This is a genomic window from Streptomyces sp. NPDC005878 (assembly GCF_040629815.1).
GTDB lineage: Bacteria > Actinomycetota > Actinomycetes > Streptomycetales > Streptomycetaceae > Streptomyces.
Genome location: NZ_JBEXWK010000009.1, coordinates 178432 through 201039, shown reverse-complemented (window position 1 = coordinate 201039; position 22608 = coordinate 178432). Strand labels below are relative to the sequence as shown.

At 65.5% G+C, this 22608-nt stretch carries 37 protein-coding genes; 2 read left to right on the top strand and 35 right to left on the bottom strand.

Annotated elements, in window-relative coordinates; translation table 11 throughout:
* Positions 1-2: 2 nt before the first annotated feature.
* Positions 3-482 (bottom strand): hypothetical protein, encoded by a 480-nt coding sequence (locus tag ABZ404_RS17100; RefSeq protein WP_358831125.1) that lies wholly within the window; start codon positions 480-482, stop codon positions 3-5.
* A 107-nt stretch (positions 483-589) separates the two neighbouring features.
* A complete protein-coding gene (locus tag ABZ404_RS17095; RefSeq protein WP_358831124.1) occupies positions 590-838 on the bottom strand; it encodes a hypothetical protein in 249 nt (82 codons plus the stop codon).
* A 1145-nt stretch (positions 839-1983) separates the two neighbouring features.
* Here ABZ404_RS17095 and ABZ404_RS17090 point away from each other — a divergent pair.
* Positions 1984-2826 carry a helix-turn-helix transcriptional regulator gene (locus ABZ404_RS17090; protein WP_358831123.1) on the top strand — a complete coding sequence of 281 codons (843 nt, stop codon included), beginning with the start codon at positions 1984-1986 and terminating at the stop codon, positions 2824-2826.
* 2 nt (positions 2827-2828) lie between these two features.
* A complete protein-coding gene (locus ABZ404_RS17085; protein ID WP_358831122.1) occupies positions 2829-3041 on the top strand; it encodes a DUF397 domain-containing protein in 213 nt (70 codons plus the stop codon).
* Between the two features lie 60 nt (positions 3042-3101).
* On the opposite strand, the gene ABZ404_RS17080 is transcribed toward ABZ404_RS17085, so the two are convergent.
* From ABZ404_RS17080 to ABZ404_RS16920, 33 genes are all read right to left on the bottom strand, one after another.
* Positions 3102-3455 (bottom strand): hypothetical protein, encoded by a 354-nt coding sequence (locus ABZ404_RS17080; protein WP_358831121.1) that lies wholly within the window; start codon positions 3453-3455, stop codon positions 3102-3104.
* 48 nt (positions 3456-3503) lie between these two features.
* The gene (locus ABZ404_RS17075; protein ID WP_358831120.1) at positions 3504-4151 is read right to left on the bottom strand and encodes a DUF2637 domain-containing protein; all 648 of its coding nucleotides are present in this window, start codon (positions 4149-4151) and stop codon (positions 3504-3506) included.
* Between the two features lie 82 nt (positions 4152-4233).
* Positions 4234-4779, bottom strand: coding sequence for a hypothetical protein (locus tag ABZ404_RS17070; RefSeq protein WP_358831119.1), 546 nt, complete (start codon positions 4777-4779; stop codon positions 4234-4236).
* A 282-nt stretch (positions 4780-5061) separates the two neighbouring features.
* Positions 5062-5682 carry a hypothetical protein gene (locus ABZ404_RS17065; protein WP_358831118.1) on the bottom strand — a complete coding sequence of 207 codons (621 nt, stop codon included), beginning with the start codon at positions 5680-5682 and terminating at the stop codon, positions 5062-5064.
* Positions 5683-5735: 53 nt separating this feature from the next.
* Positions 5736-5948 (bottom strand): hypothetical protein, encoded by a 213-nt coding sequence (locus ABZ404_RS17060; protein WP_358831117.1) that lies wholly within the window; start codon positions 5946-5948, stop codon positions 5736-5738.
* A gap of 23 nt (positions 5949-5971) precedes the next feature.
* A complete protein-coding gene (locus ABZ404_RS17055; protein ID WP_358831116.1) occupies positions 5972-6160 on the bottom strand; it encodes a hypothetical protein in 189 nt (62 codons plus the stop codon).
* A 20-nt stretch (positions 6161-6180) separates the two neighbouring features.
* Positions 6181-6987, bottom strand: a complete 807-nt coding sequence (locus ABZ404_RS17050; RefSeq protein WP_358831115.1) for a hypothetical protein — start codon at positions 6985-6987, stop codon at positions 6181-6183.
* Between the two features lie 79 nt (positions 6988-7066).
* Positions 7067-7666, bottom strand: coding sequence for a TerD family protein (locus tag ABZ404_RS17045; protein ID WP_358831114.1), 600 nt, complete (start codon positions 7664-7666; stop codon positions 7067-7069).
* Between the two features lie 47 nt (positions 7667-7713).
* Entirely contained in the window at positions 7714-7896 is a 183-nt protein-coding gene (locus tag ABZ404_RS17040) for a hypothetical protein (RefSeq protein WP_358831113.1), read from the bottom strand.
* 1 nt (position 7897) lies between these two features.
* Positions 7898-8083 (bottom strand): hypothetical protein, encoded by a 186-nt coding sequence (locus tag ABZ404_RS17035; protein WP_358831112.1) that lies wholly within the window; start codon positions 8081-8083, stop codon positions 7898-7900.
* Between the two features lie 302 nt (positions 8084-8385).
* Positions 8386-8940: a hypothetical protein gene (locus ABZ404_RS17030; RefSeq protein ID WP_358831111.1), complete on the bottom strand. Its 555-nt coding sequence runs from the start codon at positions 8938-8940 to the stop codon at positions 8386-8388.
* A gap of 71 nt (positions 8941-9011) precedes the next feature.
* The gene (locus ABZ404_RS17025; RefSeq protein WP_358831110.1) at positions 9012-9386 is read right to left on the bottom strand and encodes a hypothetical protein; all 375 of its coding nucleotides are present in this window, start codon (positions 9384-9386) and stop codon (positions 9012-9014) included.
* An 88-nt stretch (positions 9387-9474) separates the two neighbouring features.
* Positions 9475-9894 (bottom strand): hypothetical protein, encoded by a 420-nt coding sequence (locus ABZ404_RS17020; RefSeq protein WP_358831109.1) that lies wholly within the window; start codon positions 9892-9894, stop codon positions 9475-9477.
* A gap of 20 nt (positions 9895-9914) precedes the next feature.
* Positions 9915-10481 carry a hypothetical protein gene (locus ABZ404_RS17015; RefSeq protein WP_358831108.1) on the bottom strand — a complete coding sequence of 189 codons (567 nt, stop codon included), beginning with the start codon at positions 10479-10481 and terminating at the stop codon, positions 9915-9917.
* A gap of 54 nt (positions 10482-10535) precedes the next feature.
* Positions 10536-10676, bottom strand: coding sequence for a hypothetical protein (locus tag ABZ404_RS17010; protein ID WP_358831107.1), 141 nt, complete (start codon positions 10674-10676; stop codon positions 10536-10538).
* A 40-nt stretch (positions 10677-10716) separates the two neighbouring features.
* Positions 10717-11484 (bottom strand): sigma-70 family RNA polymerase sigma factor, encoded by a 768-nt coding sequence (locus ABZ404_RS17005; RefSeq protein WP_358831106.1) that lies wholly within the window; start codon positions 11482-11484, stop codon positions 10717-10719.
* Between the two features lie 210 nt (positions 11485-11694).
* On the bottom strand, positions 11695-11853 hold the full coding sequence (locus ABZ404_RS17000) for a hypothetical protein (protein WP_358990504.1): 159 nt from the start codon (positions 11851-11853) through the stop codon (positions 11695-11697).
* Between the two features lie 692 nt (positions 11854-12545).
* Positions 12546-12881 (bottom strand): HNH endonuclease signature motif containing protein, encoded by a 336-nt coding sequence (locus ABZ404_RS16995; RefSeq protein WP_358831104.1) that lies wholly within the window; start codon positions 12879-12881, stop codon positions 12546-12548.
* An 8-nt stretch (positions 12882-12889) separates the two neighbouring features.
* On the bottom strand, positions 12890-14815 hold the full coding sequence (locus tag ABZ404_RS16990) for a DNA polymerase (protein WP_358831103.1): 1926 nt from the start codon (positions 14813-14815) through the stop codon (positions 12890-12892).
* Positions 14812-17277 (bottom strand): phage/plasmid primase, P4 family, encoded by a 2466-nt coding sequence (locus tag ABZ404_RS16985; protein WP_358831102.1) that lies wholly within the window; start codon positions 17275-17277, stop codon positions 14812-14814. The genes ABZ404_RS16990 and ABZ404_RS16985 overlap by 4 nt, the downstream gene beginning before the upstream one ends.
* 74 nt (positions 17278-17351) lie before the next feature.
* A complete protein-coding gene (locus ABZ404_RS16980; RefSeq protein WP_358831101.1) occupies positions 17352-17549 on the bottom strand; it encodes a hypothetical protein in 198 nt (65 codons plus the stop codon).
* 2 nt (positions 17550-17551) lie between these two features.
* Entirely contained in the window at positions 17552-17752 is a 201-nt protein-coding gene (locus ABZ404_RS16975) for a hypothetical protein (protein WP_358831100.1), read from the bottom strand.
* A complete protein-coding gene (locus tag ABZ404_RS16970; protein WP_358831099.1) occupies positions 17749-18156 on the bottom strand; it encodes a hypothetical protein in 408 nt (135 codons plus the stop codon). Before ABZ404_RS16970 ends, ABZ404_RS16975 begins: the two co-directional genes overlap by 4 nt.
* Positions 18149-18499: a hypothetical protein gene (locus tag ABZ404_RS16965; RefSeq protein WP_358831098.1), complete on the bottom strand. Its 351-nt coding sequence runs from the start codon at positions 18497-18499 to the stop codon at positions 18149-18151. Before ABZ404_RS16965 ends, ABZ404_RS16970 begins: the two co-directional genes overlap by 8 nt.
* Positions 18496-18783: a hypothetical protein gene (locus tag ABZ404_RS16960; protein WP_358831097.1), complete on the bottom strand. Its 288-nt coding sequence runs from the start codon at positions 18781-18783 to the stop codon at positions 18496-18498. The genes ABZ404_RS16965 and ABZ404_RS16960 overlap by 4 nt, the downstream gene beginning before the upstream one ends.
* Positions 18783-18977, bottom strand: coding sequence for a hypothetical protein (locus ABZ404_RS16955; RefSeq protein ID WP_358831096.1), 195 nt, complete (start codon positions 18975-18977; stop codon positions 18783-18785). Before ABZ404_RS16955 ends, ABZ404_RS16960 begins: the two co-directional genes overlap by 1 nt.
* Positions 18974-19351: a phiSA1p31-related protein gene (locus ABZ404_RS16950; RefSeq protein WP_358831095.1), complete on the bottom strand. Its 378-nt coding sequence runs from the start codon at positions 19349-19351 to the stop codon at positions 18974-18976. Before ABZ404_RS16950 ends, ABZ404_RS16955 begins: the two co-directional genes overlap by 4 nt.
* A 74-nt stretch (positions 19352-19425) precedes the next feature.
* Positions 19426-20148: a phiSA1p31-related protein gene (locus ABZ404_RS16945; protein WP_358831094.1), complete on the bottom strand. Its 723-nt coding sequence runs from the start codon at positions 20146-20148 to the stop codon at positions 19426-19428.
* Entirely contained in the window at positions 20145-20420 is a 276-nt protein-coding gene (locus ABZ404_RS16940) for a hypothetical protein (protein ID WP_358831093.1), read from the bottom strand. The genes ABZ404_RS16945 and ABZ404_RS16940 overlap by 4 nt, the downstream gene beginning before the upstream one ends.
* Entirely contained in the window at positions 20413-20841 is a 429-nt protein-coding gene (locus ABZ404_RS16935) for a DNA (cytosine-5-)-methyltransferase (protein WP_358831092.1), read from the bottom strand. The genes ABZ404_RS16940 and ABZ404_RS16935 overlap by 8 nt, the downstream gene beginning before the upstream one ends.
* A gap of 130 nt (positions 20842-20971) precedes the next feature.
* On the bottom strand, positions 20972-21475 hold the full coding sequence (locus tag ABZ404_RS16930) for a DNA cytosine methyltransferase (RefSeq protein WP_358831091.1): 504 nt from the start codon (positions 21473-21475) through the stop codon (positions 20972-20974).
* A 4-nt stretch (positions 21476-21479) separates the two neighbouring features.
* On the bottom strand, positions 21480-21731 hold the full coding sequence (locus ABZ404_RS16925; RefSeq protein WP_358831090.1) for a hypothetical protein: 252 nt from the start codon (positions 21729-21731) through the stop codon (positions 21480-21482).
* 98 nt (positions 21732-21829) lie between these two features.
* Complete coding sequence (locus ABZ404_RS16920; protein ID WP_358831089.1) at positions 21830-22576, bottom strand: hypothetical protein; 747 nt, start codon at positions 22574-22576, stop codon at positions 21830-21832.
* Positions 22577-22608: the final 32 nt, after the last annotated feature.

The window sequence follows — 22608 nt, the reverse complement described above, 5'->3', positions numbered from 1 at the left end:
GTTCAGCCCACATCGGGGTGCCCGCCCTCCGGAGTGCACTCGGCATGCATGCACTCTGCGGCTACCTTGATCGACTTGTCCGCGTTGCGCCCCCAGAGCGACGGGTCAGGCGCGTACCCCGCGGACCGAATTGCCTCCATGGTCAGCTTGACCACGAGCCGATCCCATCCCTTCTCGGCCCGAACCTGCGGCTGATGATGGACGACCTTGCCCAGACGCTCACACAGTGCGGCATACAGCTTGGTGTGGAGGATGAGCGCATGCCACGCCTCGTCCACGACCTGAGAGGGGAACAGTCCCTTGCCGGACGTGCTGGCCGCCGCACCCGCGAGGAACTTCAGGGCTTCGTCTGTGAGCCGCACGGCCGTTTCGTACTCCATGCCTTGATTGGCGGAGACGATGGTGGCCGCGACACTGTCGAGCTGCTGGGGGGTCAGTAACTCCAGCGCAGAAGCACGGAGCTCTGTTGACGCTGTGGTCATTGGTCTTCCCTTCTGGTGGGTGGTGTTGTGCCCGCCCCTGCCACGAGTCCCCAGAGCAAGGAAGTGGGCTGGGCTTTGGCAGGGGCGGAGTCTCACGGAGTGTTGCGTTACTCAGGCACGACGTGCAGGCGCCGCAGCTTGACGGCGAGCTCCAACACGTCGGCAGCGGAGTAACTGCCGAGGGAGAGGAGCGGCCCGGGACGGCCATGGCAACAGGGCCGTTCGCACTTTTCCTCGATGCCCGTGTTGTCGAGTGTGGTGAGAAGGCCGAGCCGGTCGAACTCCTCCATGAGCACTCGTCCGGCGGCGTCGATCTCTGCGCGGGCTTCTGTCGTGAAGTAGTCAGGGCTGATCATGGCGTCCCCGGGTCTGGTGAGGTGACGGAATGACTTCCCGCTCAAGTTGGCCAAGACGTTTGATCTCCGCGTAGTCCCCACGCCAGAGGATGCCGACGACGCCTCCGCCGTGCCAGCGACTGAGCGGCCGAAGAGCGCACTCGTGGGGCCCGTCGCCGTGGCTGGGACGCTCGCACCGCACCTCCCGGCGTACGTCGCCGTGGTACCAGGGTGCCCATTTCGGGTAGCGCCTGGCGCGGAGGACCTGTTCCAGGCTGAGTACGGCCATCGCGCCACACATGAGCCGGGGCGGCATCGGCAGGGGCATCCGTGCCCGCAGTTGCTCCGTCATGTGTGCCCCCCGGCCGGCACGCGCGACCTCCCCAGACCACGCGTGCCGCCATCATCCGCCCGCGGGGTCCGGGCCGACGGATGATGGGCGGGTGACGGAGCGTTGGTTATGCCGACCTCAGCTCCGCCACCCTCCGCGCTACCTGACCGGACCTCAGAAGGGCCAGGCGGCGCGGGCCTTGGGAAGCGCCGGATCACCTCGTCAAAGAAGTGCGTCACGGCGCGGATCTCTCGCATGGGCGGAAAGACGCCCGGGGGTATGTAGACGACGCCAGACGTCTCGTTCAGCGCCCCGCCGAAGGCTGTCCACCAGCCTTCGGGAGAGTCCGCGTACGGACTGTCGTCGCCCTTCAGTAAGTCGTCCGGTTCGCTCTCCTGCCGCTCCTCGTCCTCATCGGCGGGCGGAGGGGGCGACGGAGTTTCCGGCGGTACAGCCCACATCAGGATGTCCTCTCGGAGTGCGCATGCTGACGCAGTTCCGCCAGACATGCTCTTGCCTGTTCCGGGCTGTATTCCGGACCCGGCGTGATTGCCGCGTTCAGCTGAGAGTCCAGCGCAGCACAGACATCGCACGTCTCGTCAATTACGGGACGCGGTAACGCATCGAGTGGTGCCTCTAACGGTCTGGACATACGACAGCCCTCGTCAATCGGCCCGTCCCCGTGACTACGCGGGACGCGTCGCGTTGGGCTTACAGTGTGCTCACTGTCCGTCGCAGAGTGCAAGTCGAAATGCAGAACTGAAAACTTTCACTTCATCGGCTCCACGCTTCCCCCAGATGTGGAACGCTGCACCCGTGACGAAGGAGAAACCGGATGAGTGACCCCACCGTGCGCAGGCGCCGTCTCGGCTCGGAACTGCGGTCTCTGCGGGAGGCATTGGGTCTGAAGCAGGAAGACGTAGCGGGACGCGTCGACGGGATCAACACCGTCAAGCTGTCTCGCGTGGAGTCGGGGCGCGTCGGCATCAAGGCCGCTGAACTCAAGGCCCTGCTCAACCTCTACGACGTAGATGACGCGGCCAAGCGCGAGAGCATGCACAGCCTGGCCCGTGACGGTGCCCGCCGCGGATGGTGGCAGTCTTACCAGGACGTCATCACTCCGGCGTACGCCGACCTGATCAGCCTGGAACAGGAAGCCAAGAGCGTCCGCGTCTACCAGACGACACTGATCCCGGGCCTGCTTCAGACTGCCGACTATGCGCGGGCCACCGTCAGCGCGATCAACATGACGTCGTCGCCGGCCGAAGTTGACGCGTTGGTACATGTCCGGCTTCAGCGTCAGGCAGTGCTCACGCGTCCGGAGCCCCTGGAGCTGCGGGTCATCGTCCACGAGGCAGCTCTTCGGGCGTCTCTGCCTGGCCGGACCATGCGTGATCAGCTTCAGAGGCTGCTCGACTATGCGAAACAGACCAACGTGACGATACAAGTCCTGCCGCTCACCTCCAGCGCTCATCCGGGGCTGTCCGGGCCGTACACGGTGCTGGGCTTCCCGGAGACAGCGGACCTTGACGTGGTCCACATTGAGCACCTGACGAGTTCGCTGTACGTCGAAGATCCGGCGGAAGTATCGATCTATGGTCGGGCCTTCGACCGACTGGCCGCCAGCGCACTACCATTTGACAGCAGTGCCGACCTCATTGCGAGACTGAAGGACTGATCATGACCAACATCATCCCCAACGCCGACACTTCGGGCCTGACCTGGACCAAGTCGACGTACAGCAGCGACGGCGGGAACTGCGTGGAGGTCGCCCACGGCATCGTAGGCGCAATGCCCGTCCGCGACTCGAAGGTACCCGCGGGGCCGGCGCTCGTCATCCGTGACAGCGTCTGGGGTGCCTTTGTGGCCGGAGTGAAGCGCGGCGACGTCTGACGTCAGCGCGACAACGCAAAGAACCCCCACCGGGTGATCCGGTGGGGGCTCTGTCGTATGTCAGCGTTCCTCGTTGCGCTCCCTGAGTACGTCGTCACGTACCGCCTGCTCCAGGACGTCCAGTGCGGCGCTGAACGCCTCTCGGCCCGCATCCGCAACCCACGTGTCCCGCACATGCTGGCGGGCACTGTGGACTGCCTGGCTCGGATGGACGCCCTCCGCCTCGTTAGCTGCGCGGAGGAGGGCGGAGGCTGCCTCCCGCGCTTGCGCGGGCGTAAGGCCCACGCCTAGGCCGTCTTCGATGCCGGATCCCACGTTCAGCGCAACGCCCTCTGACGTGAACACTGGAGGCGTATCCGCGCCCGCACGAATCAGCACATAGTCACTGTGCTTACTGTCGACCTGTGTGCGCATTGCTGCCCTCACTCCCTAGTTACATGCCGCTACATCCGAGGCGTGCCCTCACGCGTCCACGGGGCGCTTCACGAGGACTCTACGGGCCTCTTCCAGGTCGACGCGGACAGTCCCGGGGCGGTCGCCGGAGTACTTCGCCAAGCGCCCACGATAGGCCGCACCGCGCACGGTCTCAGGGGCGACATCCAGCTTCTCCGCAGCTTCCGCGTAGGTGACGAGGACGGGCCGTGGATCGACGTCCGCGGGCTCCGAGTCCTCTTCCTTCGTCGCCTCCTCCGCAGGCTCCTCAGCGGGCGTCTGGGGCTCCCCGTGGGCCTCCTCCGCGTGCGTCTTACGGGAGTGGACGAGCAGCGAACCGCCGAAGAAGGCGAGAACCGGCCATCCGGCGACGAGGACGCGCATGGTAGCGGGCGGGTTCTCCAAGTCAACGACTCCGGACGTCACTACGTTTGCGCTCAGGGATGCCGCGAGCGAGAGATAGAACCACAGCCTTGCCGCCCTCGTCGACTCTCCGTCGCCTGCTTCCCGGATCTGCTTCCAGGCCATGACAACGAGGAGATCAAGGCTCACCGGATACGCCCACGCCTTCCATCCTGCCTGCCCCGATGCATCCGCAATGTCGTGGATGTGGGCGAAGGACAGGGCTGCCGCGATGACGGCCTGGATCAGGAGGGGGTCGCGGAAGTTGGCTCTCATGGCTCCTCGGTTCGTGTGCGTGGTTCGTGAGTGACTGGCGTACCGGAGCCCCTGTCACCGGAATTGACAGGGGCTCAGGGGGTTAGGCAGCACGTCTCAGCTTCGGCAGGACGCCACCCAGGCCGTAGTCGACGAACCCTTCTCGGCTTCCGTCCAAAGCCCGGCAGTACAGGCGCTTGATCGGTCGGCCGAAGAAGTCTTCTCCGTCCTCCGCATCGCGCACCACCTGAGCTTGCGGGCGGCCCGGGTAGGCCACGACGTCGCCAACGTGGAGGTCGTCGCCAGAGACGTAGTCAATCTCCGCAGTCTCCTCGACGACCGGAGCCGACTCCGCGCGCCGCTCGGCGCACCATGAGTGACCGCACTCTCCGCCGATCTCCTTCGCGTGGCCCTCGTCGCACAGCTCGTAGGTTCCGGGGGCGTACCACTCGGCGCCGTAGCGGGCGCTGGACACACCCACCTCGTCCGCGTGGTCGATAGTGCCGCGCGTGGACCGGAGCGCTTCGTTCTCACTCTGCATCCATGTGCCCATGTCTACGCCGTTTAGAGTGATGCGCGTGTAGCCCCAGTTGGCGCCACGGCCCGCAACAACCTTGATCGTCCGGCCCTTGTAGGTCTCAGTCTTCATGACGCCTTCTCCGTAAGTCCTTCGCGTGGCCCCATTGTGGCACAGTTGTGCAGCTCTACACAACAGGTCCGCGCAACGTTGTGCGGGGCTACTGGGCGTCGGGGATCGCGTCCACGTAAGCGGCTCTTGTCCTCCAGACCGCTCCGCACTCCCGGCAGTGCAGCTGTGAGTACGCCGACGGAGTACGTCGGGAGCCGTTGAAGGCGGAGTAGTTAGCGCGCCGGACCACCACCCGCCAGGCGGAGCGATGGCCCTTGTTGCGACAGGCAATGCCGGAACTCATCAGGCTCCCTCCCGAGCCAGGCGCGCCGCCCTGCGCTCCGCGTACGTCAGGCACGTCGTGCAGGTGAGCGGAGCGGCGACGACGCGGAACTTGGTCAGGAGGTTGTTCATGCCACCGCCACGGCACAGGGGGTAGGCGTGATCCTCCGGCATGCCAGGCATGGCCGTGTGAACCTTGCCGCCCCGGACGCTGACCACGTGGACGCCGGGCGCCGAGGTCGGCTCGGGGCTCTTCGCCTCCTGCTCGAACGGCGTCACATCCGACTCGTGCACGTCGATCTCCCCTCCGGCGTTCAACTCGACGGTGTACCTAGTGTTCCGCGTTCCGTTCCGACGCGGGACGCTGATGACCCTGGCCACCTTGCCCAACCCCTGATTCGTCGTTACAAGGTCTTCGAAAGCGAAGCGCGGGGAGGTCTGCTCGGGGGCGTCGACGAGGACGAGGCGGACGGAGCGGCCGTCCTTGTACTCAATGGCGTAGTCGGTGCGGGTGATGGAGGACATCGTCCGCACCTCCCGCCGGCCGCCCATCATCGCGTGGTTGATCTCGTCCAGCCCCTCACGGACGCTGACGTGGGCAGTGATGCCGTTTTCGGTGCGCTCGTAAATCTTGTTCTCCATCACAGCCTCCGTGTGTCGTTCGCGTAGCCGCATACTGACACAGTTGTGCAGCTCTACACAACTCGTCGCGCTACCCGTGTCACCATCAGCTCGTGGTCTGCCGAGATATAGACCGTGCCGCACCCCTCCGTGATGATGGTGGTACTTCCCCACGCCCCCTTGAAGGCGTCGTACTTGGCTGTCCACTCGCGGCCGTGGTGTGTGAACGTGTCGCCCCGGAGGACGTGGCGCGCGGGGATGGTGACTTCCTGAACGATGTCCTTCACTTCGAGCTCCTTCCGTATAGCTTTCACGCGCGGGCGCGGGTAGCCAGGACCACGGACGTGTACCGGCGCAGTTCCACGCGCTCCCCGGGCTGGCAGTTGCGCTGTTCCGTGTCGTACGCGCCCACCGCCTCTGTCACGGCGTCGTACCGGTCGCTGATGACACGTCCGCCCTGCTTGACGACGGTCACGAGGTAGTACTCCTCGTACTGCATGGCCTCTCCCTCAGCTGTGATCAGATCCGGCGCAGGAGCGAGAACCCCGTCCCGCTCCCCTCGCACGTCTGGAGGACGAGAGCCGCCGGACCGAAGTCGGGGATGGACCCGCCCTGTCTGTTGAGCTTCATGTGGCTGTACACCCGGTACGTGCCGGCGAGGGGGCCGGAGATCACGCGCACCGTGCGACCGACGGGAACGCGGGAGAGCCACTGATAGCCCATGTAGTTGTGGCCGGCCAGGATCCGCCCGGCGTACATCGTCAGGTCACCCGCGTCGATGCACTGCTGTGCGTGGCCCGTGCAGTCGCGGTAGAACGAGACGCGGATGTCTGCCGGCGGCACTGGAATGGGGTGCTTGACGGCCGGAGTCGTCGACGGGGTCGCGATGCGCTCCGTCGGTGTGGGGAGAGTCGTCCTCTCACCCGCGCGCGTGGTACCCGTGGTGACGCGCGGCTCCGGCTTGTAGGGGCGCACGGGCCCCATAGTGGACGTCCACGGCGCGGGGGCTGCCGACTCAGTGGCGCTGGAATGGTGGAGTGCGGGCACCGTGAGAGCCGACACCACAAGGACGCCCGCCGCTACCGCTACAGCTCGGGTAGGGCTGCCACCCGTACTTGCCAGCTCGTGCGGCCCCTCCACAACGTGGACGGCCGCAGCGTCGATGACGCGCCCGTCTGTCGTCTGCACCACGTACGGCTGAAGGATCTCGTCGTAAACAATGTCAATGAGGACGCCACACGTGCCCACTTCGGCGCCCTTCGGGTTCTGCACGATCTCCACGTGGTCGCCTATGACGAGGACGTGTGAGGGATGTACACCAGCCATGACCACTCCTAGGGGTATGGGGCTGAGTGCTCCGGGTGGGCTATGACGCCCGTACGGCTGAACCGTCCCGGAGCTCCGGCTACATGCCGATGGCGAAGCGCAAGAGGCTCGTCTGGTCGCCCTGCCGGATAGTGCCGCGCTTGTTGACGACTTCCAGCGTCCAGCCACCGGGACCGCGTACGGCCTTCGCCACGGCGCACGCGTTGCCCGCCCCGAGCAGAGAGGGCCAGATGTCCGCGACGATGCCCGGAACTCCGTCGCTCGCGTCGTAGACCTTGAAGCTGACGTTCATGGCCTTGTCGAACGCCGAACCCTTCTTGAAGGCAGCACAGACGAACACAATCGCGTCCACGTTGCCGGGCACCTTCGGGAAGTCGACGGTAACCGTCTCGTCGTCGCCGTCCCCGTGGCCCGTCTGGTTGTCACCGGAGTGGACGACGGATCCGTTCTGGATCGGGTCGAGGGAGTCAAGGCCGGCCAGGCGGACCGGCTCCCCGTCCTGCATCAGAACGGCGATGGCGTCCAGGTCGCAGCCGCGCTTGCGCTTTGCCCAGCCGACGATGCCGCCTTCGCCGCCCGACGTTGCGTCCCACGACGCGCCGATGGCGAGCCGAGTAACGCCGGGAAGGTCGGCGGCGCCCATGTCCTTGGTGAGGGTGATCGGAGCTGCGGTTGTCATGCGCGTGCCTTTCGTTGGAGGGTTGGTTCTGGCAGTGCGGGTGACGCCTAGATCTCCTGAATGGTCACCAGGTACCGGCGCATGTTGCCCATGGGGTCGTACGTCTCCACCTCCATGGCCACGGGCTCACCGGGCGTGGGAGAGACGAGGTCCACACGTCGGATCGTTGGATCCGGTTTCTTCGGGGTCAGCGCGTTGCGAATGGCGGTGCGCAGTTCCAGGGCGTTCATGTCAGGACTCCTTCAGAGTGACGCTACGGACCGCGCCAACCCGGACAAGCGGCGACATCTGTACGTCGGCGTGGATGAACGTCCGCACGGCATCCCGTACACCGCCCTCGCGCGCGACGATGAGGGAGTAGCGAGAGCGGAACTCTTCTTCGTCGACATCCAACGTCAGAATCACGCGAACCTTCATCGCCCCTCCTTCAACTGCTCGTACACCCGAGCAGTACGTTCCCCGCGAACGAGCGAGTCGGCCACGTGTGCAGCCGTGAGGGCCGGGTACTGGCGAAGCACCCTGCGAGCCCGATCGCGCGCTTGCTCTGGCGGGATCTCCGGGAACTCGTCGACGAGGCGGCGAGCAGCGCGGCGGATCTTCAACGTCCTGATCATGCCCACTCCTTCAGGTCTTCGAGTGCCCCGCCGCGGATTCGAACCGCGCGCCCGCCGGCACTGGGGGTGTCGGGTAGTTGGGCGATGCCTAGACGGGGCGGGTGTCTAGCGACGCACGCGGGGGCGGGTGCCGCAGATGGGGTGATGGCACTCTTCGCCGGTGAGCGTGTCGTAGCCCCAACAACTGCTCCACCAGCGGTGAACAACGTCGGAAATCCGCTGCTCCATGTGGTTCAGCTTGGCTTCCCGTACCAGAGCAGCCTTCAGCGTGGCCGTGGTCCCGGTTGCCTCGCAGGTGCGCGTCCCGTACCGGTCTCCGTGCCTGACTATGAGCTGCTCTCTCGTCACCTCCACGACGTCTCCGCACACGCGGCACGATGTGACGTACTGGCGCTCGGCGTTGTTGGGGCCCCAGCGATGTTGCCAAGCCACCTCCCCCGGCTTCGGGTGGGTGGACGCGTCGTAGCGGTCGTACTCCCCGATCACGTCCGGAGTGTCTCGCCAGTGGTGTACGAGGTCGCCACCGTCGAGGCGGAGGCGGAACACCTTCACCTCGTAGGGGGTGGCGTCGAACCAGTAGCGAACGCCGTAGATGATGCGCTCCCAAGCGTCAACATCTCCTGCTGAACCGTGCGGCGACCGTACCGATATCGCGTTCATATCTCCTCCTACGGCCTGCCACCTCAGCGCGGGTAGGCCATCGTTTGCGGATGCCCCGAAGGGCGTTTCGGCTATCCGAAGCGGACTTCAATGACGGGTCGCTTGTCGTCGCCCTCGTATCGCACGGTTCGGCTCCAGCACGGAACGCAGAGACCGACCGGGCGCTTCGTCGGCTCACCCGAGCGGTTCACGATTCGATGCGTCGTCGAGTCGGCCGTGAACGCCATGCCGACGTCGCGATAGCACGCCTGGCACTCGTAGTCGCTGCGCAGGATGACCGTCTCTCCCGACAGGGTGAGGGCGGGCTGGTCGGCGAGCTTGTCGTCAGTGCCGCCCCGACGAGCGCGGAGGACGCGGGAGTTGTGGTCGTCGAGTGCGCGCTTCAGGGCGTCCCGGGTGGCGTAGGGGCGGGACGCTACGAACTCCGCCGTCTGGTCGCTTCGCATGTCGTCCCCTCCCCTGGGGCGCCCCGTGTGAGGCGCCCCGACTGCGTGAGTCCCTTGCGTGGCTCCAGGATGGCACAGTTGTGCAGCTCTACACAACTGCGGTCGAGGCTTTTCTACCCGCCGCCGGGTTGGACATGACTACCTCCCGTATCGCTTTGACGGACGGGAGGTTGTGAGTCGCCGGGGACTCCGGAGTGACGGCCCAGCCACCGAACAGGCGCAGACGCCCGACGGGCAAACCCCTGCCGTGCCAGGTAATCCGGTACTCCCATCGGTCACCGCCCCACATGGTGAGCTCAGGGCCCGTCAGCAGCCTGCCGAGCATCACAGTTACGAACGGAGCGCCGCCCGAGTCTTTGCCCCACACGCTTTTTACCTTCCATCCGTACGCCGTCGCGTGCTCGACAAGGTCGGCCGCAGCCTTCGGCATTGCGTAACCGGTGGGCGCCTGAGTGGTCTGCATCGCTTCTCCCCTGTCGAGCTCCGTAAGTTCCTTGCGTGGCTCCATGATGGCACAGTTGTGCAGCTCTACACAACACCCTCGTTCAGGAACTGCGCGTACCGCAGGACGACTTCCGCCGAAGCATGCTCGCCGGCCAGCCTTCGCGCCTCCTCCAGGAGGGCCGCGCGGGTGGCTGCGGAGGCAGAAAGCGCGGGCGCAGTCGTGGGAGCGTCGTCGGCGAACTCCGGGCCGTTGCCGACGAGGCGGCAATGGAACCACCAGTACCGGCCATCGGGTCCCGTGGCTCCGAACTCGTCGTATGAGTCGGGGGCCTTATCAACGACCACCTCGTCCCCAATGCCGACATCGGCCCCGTACAGGCTGGCCCTTGTCACCCGCAGCCGGTCGCCCATCTTGACTGCGCGCGGTGCGGAGACAGCTTCGGGAGCAGGAGCCGTCTCTCCTCCGTCGATCTCGTCCGCCAGGGCCAGGACGCCCCGGGCAAACGCCCGCGCGTCGGCGGGGCAGACATAGACCTCCTCGCCGGGATATCCGTCGCTGTACGGGGCCATACAGACGGAGGACTCACCCGCCGTTGCCCTGATGTGGTCGCGCGGGTTCACCTGGCACTTAGCGATGTACTCGTCCTGCACGGTCTCTCCTCGGGTGAGTGGTTGCGCTCCGCGCAACGTTGCGCGGAGGGTGAGTCAGGCGTCGGCGTCGGCCCAGTTGAACGTTTCGACGTCGGTGAGTTCGTCGACTGCGGAGCGCACGTCGTCACCCCAGAGGGCCGCCTCGTCGGGACGCACGCCTTGGAGGTCGTAGGCGTCAAGGGAAGGGAAGCGCATCTTGGTGTCTCCTCGGTAGTTAGCTGGTTGCAGATATGACTTACGCAGCTAGTTCCTGGGCCTCAGCAACGGAGCGCGCGGTGTCGATGGCACGCTTACGGAGGCGGCGAACGGACGTGGTCTTCACTTGAAGGTGGGCCGCCGTCTGTTCATCCGACGACGCCTCCATGCCCACGCCGAAGAACGCGCGGCAGACGTACGCGTGACGAACGGGGAGTTGGTCCAGGAGGTAGTGGGCGAGCTGCTTGCGCGCCTGACGCGTCATGGCGGCCTCGTGCTCGTCGGGTCCGGCCGTCACGTCAGCGAGGGTGAGGGCTCCGTCTCCCTCGTCGGCGGGGTCGCTCCAGCTGCTCGCGGCCACCATGGCCTCCATGGTGGCTGTGAACCGCTCGCGGCTCATCCGCTGGCGAGGGTCGGGGTCGGAGCTGACGAGGAGCCATGCCGCCTCAACGTCGCCCTCCTCCATGGCCAGTGCGCGCCGGATGCGCAGGACGGCCGTGGGGTCCACCGTCGTGGCCGTGGTGGAGCGTACATGCTCCTCTCTGATGGCCCGCCGGATCGCGCGGTAGGCGTAGTGGCGGAGCTCCGTGGCGCCGCCAGTCGTGTTGTAGGAGCGCACATGCTGGATGAGGACCGCGCGTGCTTCCTGGAGCATGTCCTCGTGGTCCCACTGGGAGGCGCCCGGGACGAGCGAGCGGATGATCCCGCTGATCTGCGCGTCGTGTGCGCTGACTATGTCCCACATGGCCACGGTGTCGCCGTTCTGGGCTGCGTGAATCATCTCGTCCGTGATCTGGATGTCTGCCATGACCGGGCCTCCGTGTGTGATTCGCGTTCGTGCGTCTGTATGCCTAATGGGGCGGTAAATCGAAGAAGTGACAGTAGAGCCATGTGACGTGGATCACATCACTGTCTGACGAAGCGTTGGCCCGTGCTTGAATGAGCCGGAGCAGGAACCAGAAAGCCCCCGTCCCATCGGAACGGGGGCGGCTGGACCTCCGCGCAACGTTGCGCGGAGCTAGCGGGTGATGACGTCAACGACAGGGATACACAGCGCGTCGGCCATGGTGACGTCAGCACAGGCGAGCGGGCATGTCTCCCAGCCGGGCAGCCGGTAGAGCTCGTTCACGTCCAGCCACGGGATCTCCGTCACGCCGACGGCTACCGCCCCGATCATCCCGGCGGCCTCCGCCAGCTCTCCACGCTGCTCACTAGTCCTCTGCGGCCCGGTCAGCATGATCAATGCATCCCCCCGACGAATCTGGCGGCTCCCCCTCCCAGCGGAGGAGGGCACGATCCATTGATGCGGTGACGCCGCGCACGTAGGCGATTGCGTATACCAACTGCGCGGCGCCGCTATTGAGTTCGTGCGTGAGTGCCAGCCGCCGTGTATCCAGGGCGGTGCGCTCAGTCGGGCGGGAGGGTCCGTGCGTCGCCTGACGGCCGGTTCCGTCCGCATCCACGTCAGGTATGCGGCCTGCCATGGTTACTGCGTCGTCGTATACGGACACCATCCGACTCAACTCCTCCACATCCATGCGGAGTGTGGTGAGAAGCCGTTCCATCTGGTGTCCATCTGCAACGTGGTCAGGACTGTAGGTCACCATGCCTCCGTGAGCAATCGTCGTGCGGCCGAATCCGTGCGCACGGTTGTCCATGTTTGTACTACTTCGCTCCAACCAACCGCAGAGGACCCGTTGGCATATGACTGCGCGTCACGCTCCGGACCTGGGGTTATGTAGCGCTGCACACGTGAGAGATCAAGTATCGTGCGTAACCAAACCGTTATGCATGTAGAAGTCGTGAACGTTGAATCGGGGACCGGTGAACCCGCTGTGTGACGGCCGTCACGCAGTCCGTAACCCCGCGTCATTGCCATTCGCCCAGCCAGGCGGCCACATCGCGGTCCCCCTTGGACCGATTGCACTCCGAGCAAGCCGGCGTGAGGTTGTCCCAGTCGTCTCGGCCGCCCTTCGCAAGTGGATGGACGTGGTCCACCTCTGCGGCCACATCGGGCCCGAAACCGGCATGACAGTATGTACATGACCATGCATCGGCCTCCTCCCACCGTCGCAGAGCGTCACGACGAGTGGGCCCGAACCACGCCGCTTTGCGGCCGGTGGGGACGGAGTTAACGGCTGCTCTGGACACCGATCGGTCAATTGTGGTCAGGCGGATTGCGGGGCTCCGCCGTGTTTCGGCCATGCCCCTGATCATTGCCGCGCCAACTCTGCGGCGGCTGCCGCTTCGGGGTGCGCCGCGTACCATGCGTCATTTTCGATCATGGTCTCCGCCTTCTTCATATAGAGCGACCCCCACGAAAAACCGCCAATTTCCGGGTCTGTGTCGAGCGGGACGCCGAAGAAGTCCATCGTCATGGCCTTGCCGACCTGCGCCGCCACGTCCTCCGCGATGTCTTCCGGTGCGCACCCCAGCGCCTCGTCATGGATCGGGAGGAGAAGATAATCCGTCAGTCCCTGCGCATCCATGGTGAGAAGCGCCTGACACAGGACGTCGCGGGCCGTCGACTGGACCGCGTAGTTGGTGGCCGCGTAGACCCTGTCCCGGTCGAGCGGGAGCCGACGGCCGGCAGGGGTCCAGACGATGTAGCCGTCCGCGCGTGCCTCACGCTGTAGGCGTTCGTTGTAGCGCCGGATAGCGCGGTACGTGCGGTCGTAGGCAGCAATGGCCTTCTTCACGTCGGGCAGGGGAGCGCCCGTCTGACGGCTCAGCGTCAGCGCTCCTCCGCCGTAGACCTTGCCGAACCCGACGCCCTTGCACAACTTGCGGTGGTACGTCGTGTAATCGGGCCCGTAGATCAGCTCCGCCGTGAAACCGTGGAGGTCCCGGCCCTCCGAGATGGCCTGCTTCATCACCTTCTCGTCCGCCAGCGCCGCGAGCACGCGCATCTCCACCGCCGAATAGTCGACGCTGAAAATCCGGTGCCCGACGTCGGGCAGAAGCGCGCGCCGGATCGTCCAGTCCCCGGAGGGAAGCTGCTGAAGCGGGGGCCCGGATATGGACATGCGGGCCGTGCGCGCCTGGAGACTGTTGATCTTCGGATGTATGCGCCCCGCGTCGTCCACGCCGTCGCGCATGGCGATGCCGTACGAAGTGCGCCACTTTCCCGCGCGCTTGCTACGGAGTACCGCGTCAGCCAGCGGGTTCGGCGTGCGCGTGCCCCGCGGCTTCCACTGTCCGTCCAGGTCGGCCAGGTCGAGGAGAATGGACTTGTCCACCTTCAGCGCCCCGCTGTCAGTGGTCTCCGTTAGCGTCTCGCCCATGCCTACAAGAGCGGTCGCAACCTGCTTCGGAGCGTTGACACTCGTCACGCCGTACTGCTTCGCGCGTGCCGCGTGGAGCGCTTCCTCCTCCCCCAGCCTGTCGACGAGGTCGCGGACGTACTCGTGGTCTACGAGCATCCCGCGTTGCTCCAGTTTCGCGCAGACGATCATGACGCGGTGCTCGAACTCCACGAGGCGATCCGGCACACCCGCCGACGTAAGTCGCTTACGTAGTACGGGCAGAAGCCGGGAGACGAGGATGGCGTCCAGGCCGGCGTACTGGAGGTAGGTCGGGTGGTTGATGTCGATGGCGCGCCACCCTGTCGCCTTCGTCTCCCCGATGGAGCGGAAGACCTGCGTCAAGTCTTCCTGCGTATCCGGTGCGGCCGGGTCCACGTCCTTCGCGCAGAGCTCTTTCAGCCGAAGTCCGTATCCGCCCTCGTGGCGGGGTCGCGGATCGAACAGGTGAGCGATAATCTTCGAGTCCGTCACCTTGGGCGCCAGCGTCGCCAACGGGAGCCCGAGGTGGCGGTCCAAGACGAGGAGATCGAAGGTGGCGTTGTGGAAAACGAGCTGCCGCACGTCGAGGAGCGCCCGCCGGGCAGCCTCCTGCATCTCGCGGCGCCCCTCCACCTGGAGAACCCATGCATCCCGCGCGTCTCCCACCTGTACCGTGCGGAGGCCGTACGTAGGGGAGTAGATGTCGAGACCAGTCGTCTCGGTGTCGGCACCGATCATCTCGCCCGTGCGCGCCTTGCGCTCCACCCACCGACCGAACTCGTTCAGGTCGCCCGACGTCTCCGGCACGCGCGTCATGGTCTCGTCGCCCGCGATTGTGTACGGGAAATACTTCACGCTGCCCCCTCTCGTTGCTGTCCGAAGATGTCTGTTGGCCCCTCCGCGTGACGTTGCGCGGAGGCCTGCTCTGTGTCAGTCGCCAGACGGATTCCGTCGAAGCCCCAGCGGTTTTGGCGTTTTTCCTTCGTGAAGCCGCGCGACTCCAGCTCCACCCCCAGCGCCCAGCCGGAAAGGATCTCCTTCCGGCTCAGTCCGGCGTCTTCCGCCCACTCCGCGTATGCGCGGCGAACGGCCATGGGAGCGACGCGGGCGTCCGGCTCCTGGACGAGGCGAGCGGCAATGAACTCGGCCAGCCTGTCCTCCGACTCCCGGTAGTCCTGCGTCGCCGTCGCCACGGAGGCAGGCTCCTGGAGACCGTGTGCGTACCACTCCTGCGCGCCGCGAACGGCCCACGCGAGTATCCCCTCAGCCTCTCCCCGCAGCGTCGCGGGAAGAGACGTGTCCGCCGACGCTCCGCGGAACGTCGCCTCAAAGGGGATCAGCTTCACTCGTCGCCAGACACCGAGATCCTGCGACAGGATCGCGGGCTTGTAGTTGCCGGCGACGAGCAAGAGGAAGCTCGGTACGTAGGTGAAAGGGTTGCCATACAGCGCCCGGCACGTGACCGGGTCCCCGCCCGTCAGCTGCTTGACCAATGCCTCAGCAAGGCGGCTGTACTTCTCCGTCTCCGACGCCGTGACCAGCCGCGCACCGCGGAGCGCCGCCAGTTCCGGCGACGGTTGACCAACAGACGTGCGCTGCTCAAACGTGCTGAACTCCGTAGACCTCGTGATGCCGCGCAGCACATTGAGGATCGCGTCCAGGAGGACGCTTTTCCCGTTCGCCCCCTGCCCGTGCATGAAAACGAAACACTGCTCGCTCGTCGACCCCGTGATGCCGTACCCAATGAGCCGCCGCATGAACGCGGGCATCTCCGGATGGTTGGGGAACACCTCCGCCAGGAACCGTTCCCACCGTGGCGCCTCTGCCTCCGGGCGGTACGCCACATCGAGGCGGCGCGTAATCATGTCGGCCGGCGAGTGGGGGCGCATCTCCCCTGTGCGGAGGTTGATCGTGCCGTTCTTGACAGACAGGAGTTCCGGGTCCGCGTCGAAATCCGTGGCTGCCGCGGGAACGCCAGGCACTGACGGCAGGGTTTTGATCACGTCTTCGATTGCCCTGTTGGTGAGCGCCTTGAGTGCTATCTTCCTTGCGCTGTCGTCCCCCGACGAGATCAGCTCTGCGCCCATCTGAAGGAGCGCGGTCCTCACCTCGTCGCCGCCTGGGGCCCACACCGTCCCGTCCCAGACGAGGAAGCCGAGCCCCGAGGCGTAGCGCACTCCCCCGCCCGTGCGTGCCATGTAGTCCCGTAGACGCACAGCGACACCAACGTCCGTGAGATCGAATGCCTCCCGTGCGGACTGCGGCATCGTCTGAAGAGCGGTTTCCGTCAGAGACACGTCCGGCTCCGTCGACGGTGCAGGGGTGGGGGCCGTCTCACCCTCCGGCTCCACCACCTTCGCAGTGCGCACGGCTGCGTGCAGCTCGCCAGGGAACGCCTGGGGATCCCGCTCGCGCCAGTCGGTCAGATCCTCCTTGACGTTGGGGAACGCGAGCTTGCGCGGCGGGTTGCCGTCCCTAATCAGCGCTTCGGCCAGGGCGCCAATGCCGCGCGCGCCTGCCTCGTCCGGGTCGAAGGCCAGAACAACGTCACGGCCACGGAGATGCGCCACGAGCTCCGCCACGAGGACCGAGTTCCGCGCCAGGCCGGCGCCACGGATGAGGAGGGCGTCATACCCAACCGCAACCGACGTCAGACCGTCGCCGGGGCCCTCGGTGACGAGGATCGCGTCAAACCCGGTGTGTGCGGTGAGAACGCCATACTTCGCCCACGTCCGATCCGCCACGTTGGCAAGCGACACCCACCGCGACGTGCACCTACCGGAGATGTCACGTCCCTGAAGTCCCCGAACCACCCCGTCAAACCCCACCAGCGGTACCGTCACACGCGGGTACCGAGTGAACTTCGGAGCTAGCCATGGCTGAGGACGCCATACCGGCGCTGCGTACCCAACGCCCAGTTCCTCCGCCAGCTCAGTCGTGACGCCGAAGCGGTCGGAGAGGTATCTCCGTGCCGCCTCCGCGTCATCCGCGGAAAGGGCGGCTGCCGTCTCGTCGACGAACATGCGCAGGCTGGCAATCTCCGCGATGCCGACGGACTCCGGCACCCGTGCAGAAACGGTGTGAGCGCCCATGTCGTTGACGACGTCGAAGAGGTCCGCCTCTCGTATGCGCAGCCTGGCCAGGACGTCAGCCCGGTTGCAGCTGGCGCGGCAGACGAGAAGGAGCTTCCCGCCCTCCTTCAGCGTGAGCTTGAGCGACGGATGGGCGCGGTCGTTGTGCGCCGGGCACAACGCCAGATGGCCATCGTGGTCCTCCTCCACGCCGTCCAGTCGTCCCAGGATCTCCGACAGTCGCAACGTCTCTCCCCTCTCCAGTTGTCTATGTGGAAGGGGCGCCCCGGAGGACGCCCCTGCGTGTGTGCTTCGTGGTACTAGTCGGTAAAGAGGGCGTCCCACTGCTCACGCGGGGCCAGCTCGTACACGGGCCCGGCCGGGGTGTGGTCCAGCACAAAGATCGACAGGCGGTCGCGGCCCCGGTCGTACGCAATGGCCTGGCGAACCGCCTTCTTCGTGGCGTGCCCCTTCCAGTCCTCGCGCCGCCACGGGGAGTGGCTGATGTAGGGATCCATGGTCACTCCTCCTCGTCGTAGTGCTCGTATGTGACAGCAACAGGCCCACCCGACGACAGGTATCCCGACGCGTGCTTGTCGCCGCGCGATAGGGCGTGCCAAACCCAGCCGCGAGCGTCTTCCATGGACGTCTCTTCGCCGTCGTACTCGTCGCCAGGAAAGACCGTGATGTGCCCGTGGAACTCGATGACTGCCTGTTTCACGCTGCCTCCCGGTGCTGAGTGTCGATCAGTGCATATGCGGTTGGGGCGACGGACTGAAGGGCGGCTTCCATGTCTCTCAGACGGTTCATCAGCCGCACATCCGTCGCCACGTCGCGGACCACGTAGCCGTCCGCGGTGCCCTTCATCCGCCGCTTGACCACGGCGCACCCGAAGGGTTGGCCGGCGTGGATCGCTTCCTTGTTGGCCTGGGCAATGTAGTCGGACAGGGTGATGGTCTTCTCGGCCTTCGCCTCCACGGCGTGGAGGTAGTAGCCGTCGATGTCACCAATGTCCTTCGCGCCCATCTGCACGTTGCGGTGCGTCTCCGGGTTGTGGTGCTCACGGAGGTAGGTGACGAGGGCGGATTCCCAAGCGGTGCCCTTGGCCTTTGCGGGGTTAGCCATCGGTGCTCCGCCGGTCAATGGCCTCAATCCACTTCACGCCAACAGCTACGGCCTGAACGAGCTCCGCGCGGATCTTGGCAGGGTCAGACTCCGCCAGTGCCTCGTAGACCTCCTCCAGGAACACGCCCGTGTAATCAAGTCGGGGGTCGTCGTCCCGAGGATCAAAGACACCATCGTTGATTGCCTTGTAGCGGTCGGCACACCCCTTGAAGAACTTACGGGCGTTGCGCTGATTCTCTGGTGACCCCGCCATGTCCGGAAGATCCTGCACTCCGAAGAGCGCATCTTGGGCCGCCCGCTCCGCGGCCACCTCGGCTAGAACTGCGTCGGTCGGTGAGCTCATTCCACGTCCTCCCACACGGTGTGTGCCTTCTGAATCCGCCCGCGAACAAAGCCCTGTTGCGGCCATCCGTACTCGTTCGGGGTGTGCGACGTCAGCTGTCCACGAGCAGCGCCCAAAGAGTTGTACGGGCCATACGCTGTGGTGAACTCCGGACCGTCGAACAGAACGCGCGGGTTGCCAGGGCCTACCGGTCCCCTGACCCAATCAGGGTTGTCCCGGCGCTCTCTACAGGTGATGAGTACCCGGTACACGTCCTGATCGTCGCCCACCATGCGGCGCGCCATCAGCTCCCCTCCCTGTTCATCACGTGCACGAACGCCCCGCGCGCCAACGCCACGCCGGCTGCCTCCCAGTACTTCGACCAGTCACGCCGGTCCACGGCGTCGGAGCGGATGTAGATCAGGTCATCGGGGCCGGCGTCGCGGACGTCGCCCAGGGCGGGGGCAGCAACGGACTCGATGACGTGTACGGCGCTCACCTGGCAACCTTGCGGAGCGGACCCCAGTCGGCCTCAATCTCCGTGATGGTGTCGGTGTTCCCCAAGTTGCCGCTCATCGTCACGCGCGGCACCCCAGCAGAGTCACACCGACCTGTGAACGACCAAACGTCGCCGTTCGTGTCGCGGTACGCCTCCATCAAGTCGTAGGCGTTGCCCCTGCCATCCGCGTACATCGTGCCCAGGGCCGGGGGCTTCGGCACGTTCAGTGCCTCGCGAACGTTGTGCAGTCCGTGACCCCACCGCGTGTCGTCTATCAGCTTCCGCAGCTCGTCGGCCTCGTCCTCCGACACTGTCAGGACGACGACAGTCTCCTCTACCGTGCGGCTCCGCGTCTCGTACTGTGCCGTGGCCATACCCTCTCCTCTACGTCGACGGTGCTTCCACGCACTCAGCCCCCGGGCCGCGTAGGCGCCGGGGGCACGGTGGGTCAGTCGGTTACACGGGTGAGGGGGCCGTAGTGGCGGGCAATCTGGTTCAGGGTGTCGCTCCACCTATTCGGCGGCTCGCCGTTCATCCCACCTCGTACATCGCCTTCAATGTGAGCGAAGGTCCAGGTGTCGCCGTCACGGTCGCGGTACTTGGCTGTCAGGTCGTAGGTCACGCCGTTGTGCTCGTAGAGGTCAGCGGCCTTCACTAGCTCCAGCTCGGCAACGTAAACACTGTCACCGTTGTCCAGCGCCACCGAATACGGATGGGCTACTTCACCAAACTTACGGTCGAGGCCAACGCGAACAACGGTACCCACATGGCCATGGGTGTCTGAGGCGTGCACAGCACGCACCACCCGCACTCGGTCACCGACCTTGACGGCCGGAGACGCGGGCTTCATGGCGTCCCCCGACACGAGGGCGTATGTGCCACGCTCACCCTTCATCAGGTAGTGGTTCGGGCCGTTGATGTGCTCGAACGGTCCGAAAGCAACCTCACCAGCGCCGACGGACCGGTGGTCCACCTTGTCGCCCACGGTGAACTCGGCGCAGAGTTCCAGGTCCCGCACCTGGTACGCACGGTCGGTGTCCTCGCCCTCCCGCCGGACTGCGTACACGACGTACGTCCCAAACGTGCTCGTGATCGGACCGTAGGTGATGGTGCCGACATGGATACCGAGTGCTTTGACCCTGTCGCCAACCTTGAACTGCGCCGTCGTCACTTCGCGTTCCCCTCCGTCGTACCGATGACAACCATCCGGTCTGCCGCAACCGTCTGGACTGCGAGCGTCCTTCGCGCGATGAATCCCGAGTCCCGTCCCGTCGGCCGCACCTTGACGAGCGGAACGACGATCCCCGCCGCGCGGTTGGTCTCCAGCTCCAGGACCACCGCCTCCGAGAGGCGCACCACGTTGCCCTGGCGCGTGGCGTAGGAGACGAGGCATCCGGGACGGATCTCCGCTCCCGTGTAATCGGTCAGGCGTGACTTACCCATTGCTCTCCTCCGTGGATGTCTCGTGCAGTTGGTCTCTGAGGAACCTGAATGCTTCGTGTGCTTGCTGCGGACAGACCCCGTTTCCAATACGGCCGATCTGCTCTTCGCGCGTGAGATCGGGAACGTCGGTAACCCACCCGTCGGGAAGGCCCATCATCCATTCCGCGAACTTGGGAGCCAGCTTCATACCGCCACGCGGTCCGCGCATTAGCGGAACGGGAGCCTGACGGCCCATGAACACTTCCCAGCGGTACACGCACTTCGCGAATGGCCCCCACCATTCGGCCGGAGTGTGCGGGCCGTCGTCGGCCACGTCGTCCGGGTCGACGTTCAGGAGGAACACAACCTCGTCTTCCAACGTCGGCCCGTGGCCGCCTGCTTTGCGCTTATCCGGGTGCTGTGCGGCGCCGTTGGACGCCAAGTTTGCCGTAGGCGTCTTGAAGAGCTTTTCCGCCTTCTCCCGAGGGAACAGGCGGGCAAGGGCGGTAACGAGGTCGTCTCCACCCGATCCCTCCCGGTCGCGCTTTGCGAAGTCGGGACCGCGCGTGGCGTCACTTACCGTCGGAGACGGAAGGTGTGGCAACGCAGAACCAACGGTCCCGATGGTGCGGAGCCCCGATGTCTGAAGCTCGTACAGACGCCCACGCTGCGTCATACCCGATCTGGTGAAGCGATGTGAGGACCGCGTCGAGCCCCCGATTTCGGAGTGCTCCGACGTTCTCCAGGTAGACGTGTCGGGGTCGAAGGATCCGTATTCCTTCAGCGATGTTGAACCAGATTCCCGAGCGCTCACCCTTGATCCCCTCTCGCTTCCCGGCGTTGCTAATGTCCTGGCAGGGGAAGCCCGCCGTGATGGTGTCGATCCCCTCCCCGAGTAGCGCGCCCCAGTTCTGGTACCGGACGTCACCGATGTTCGGAGCGTCGGGGAACCGATAGGACATCACCTTGCAGGCGGCGCCATGAACTTCCGCCACGATGGTGACTTTCTCGCCCGTCAGGGCTTCAACCGCAATCCCCAGCCCGCCATATCCGGCGCAGAGTTCGAGGATGGCCACGGCGTCACCCGGCGTTGAACGACTTGAGGATGACGCCCGCCGGACCGTCGCTGACCAGCTCGTTCACGATCAGGTTGGAACCGTCACGCTGGAACCCGTCAAAGTCGGCGTCCCAATACACCGTGTTTCCGTAACGCTCCTCGGTACCGTTCGTCGCAATCCTCCGAGCCGTCGCCTCGTTGCCCGCGCGGACAACTATCGCGTCGTACTCGTCGTACTCGGTGGGGTCCGTACGGGACACCAGGAACAGGGCCATCGGTTCTCCTCTGTGAGTGTGAATGTGTGCGTGAAAGGCGCCCGCCTCCCCGGCCAATGCGGGAAGAGCGGGCGCTAGATATGCGCGCGTAAATAAGGTCAGGCAGCTGCGGGAAGGTCGACGGAGGAAGCCGCCTCATACGCCCCGAGAACCTTGATCACCGGCTTGTTGTAAGAGACTTCCTGACCCGCGCGCGGCCCCTTCTGCGGGGTGTAGCGGACGTTCTCGATCGTCAGCGTCGCGCGAATCTGCCGCCCCGCGTACTTGTCCAGCTCCGCAAACAGCGGACCCAGAGCGTCAACCAGCTTCCAAGCGCCGGAGTTGAAGCGGAAGATGCCAAGGTCCGGCGCGTCCTCAAGACGGAATTTCACGTCGATGGACGGCTTCGGGCCGCGCATCTTCTCCGCAGCCGTCTTGCGCTCCGCCATGAAAGAGGGGCAGCCACACGACTTGCCCTTGTCTTCCTCCGGGGAAAGATAGGTAAAGCCGTCGCAGTGGTGCACGAGACCTGCCCCCGGAAGAAACTGCTTGAACGAAGCGTCGACGCCGTCCGGCTCGATGATGATTGCGACGGTGGATGCGTCGGTCAGGATCTGGAGGCTGTCCTCCTTATCCGTCTCCCACTCCTCAGACTCACCGCCCAGAATCTCCGAAATCTTCGCGGCAACGACCGGATCTCCTGTGGTCACTCGCCATTCGTTCAGCGACTCGGGAACCTCCCTGCCACCCATCTTGACCAGTCGGCCAGAGCGGAAACGGCCCACAGTGTCGTCCGCGAAAGCGGGGCGCTCCTTCGGAGCGGCGTCGGGGTCAGCGACCCAGATCTTCGTCAGGTGATTCGCCATACGTGCATGCCTCCTGCGTGTGTGGTGTGCGC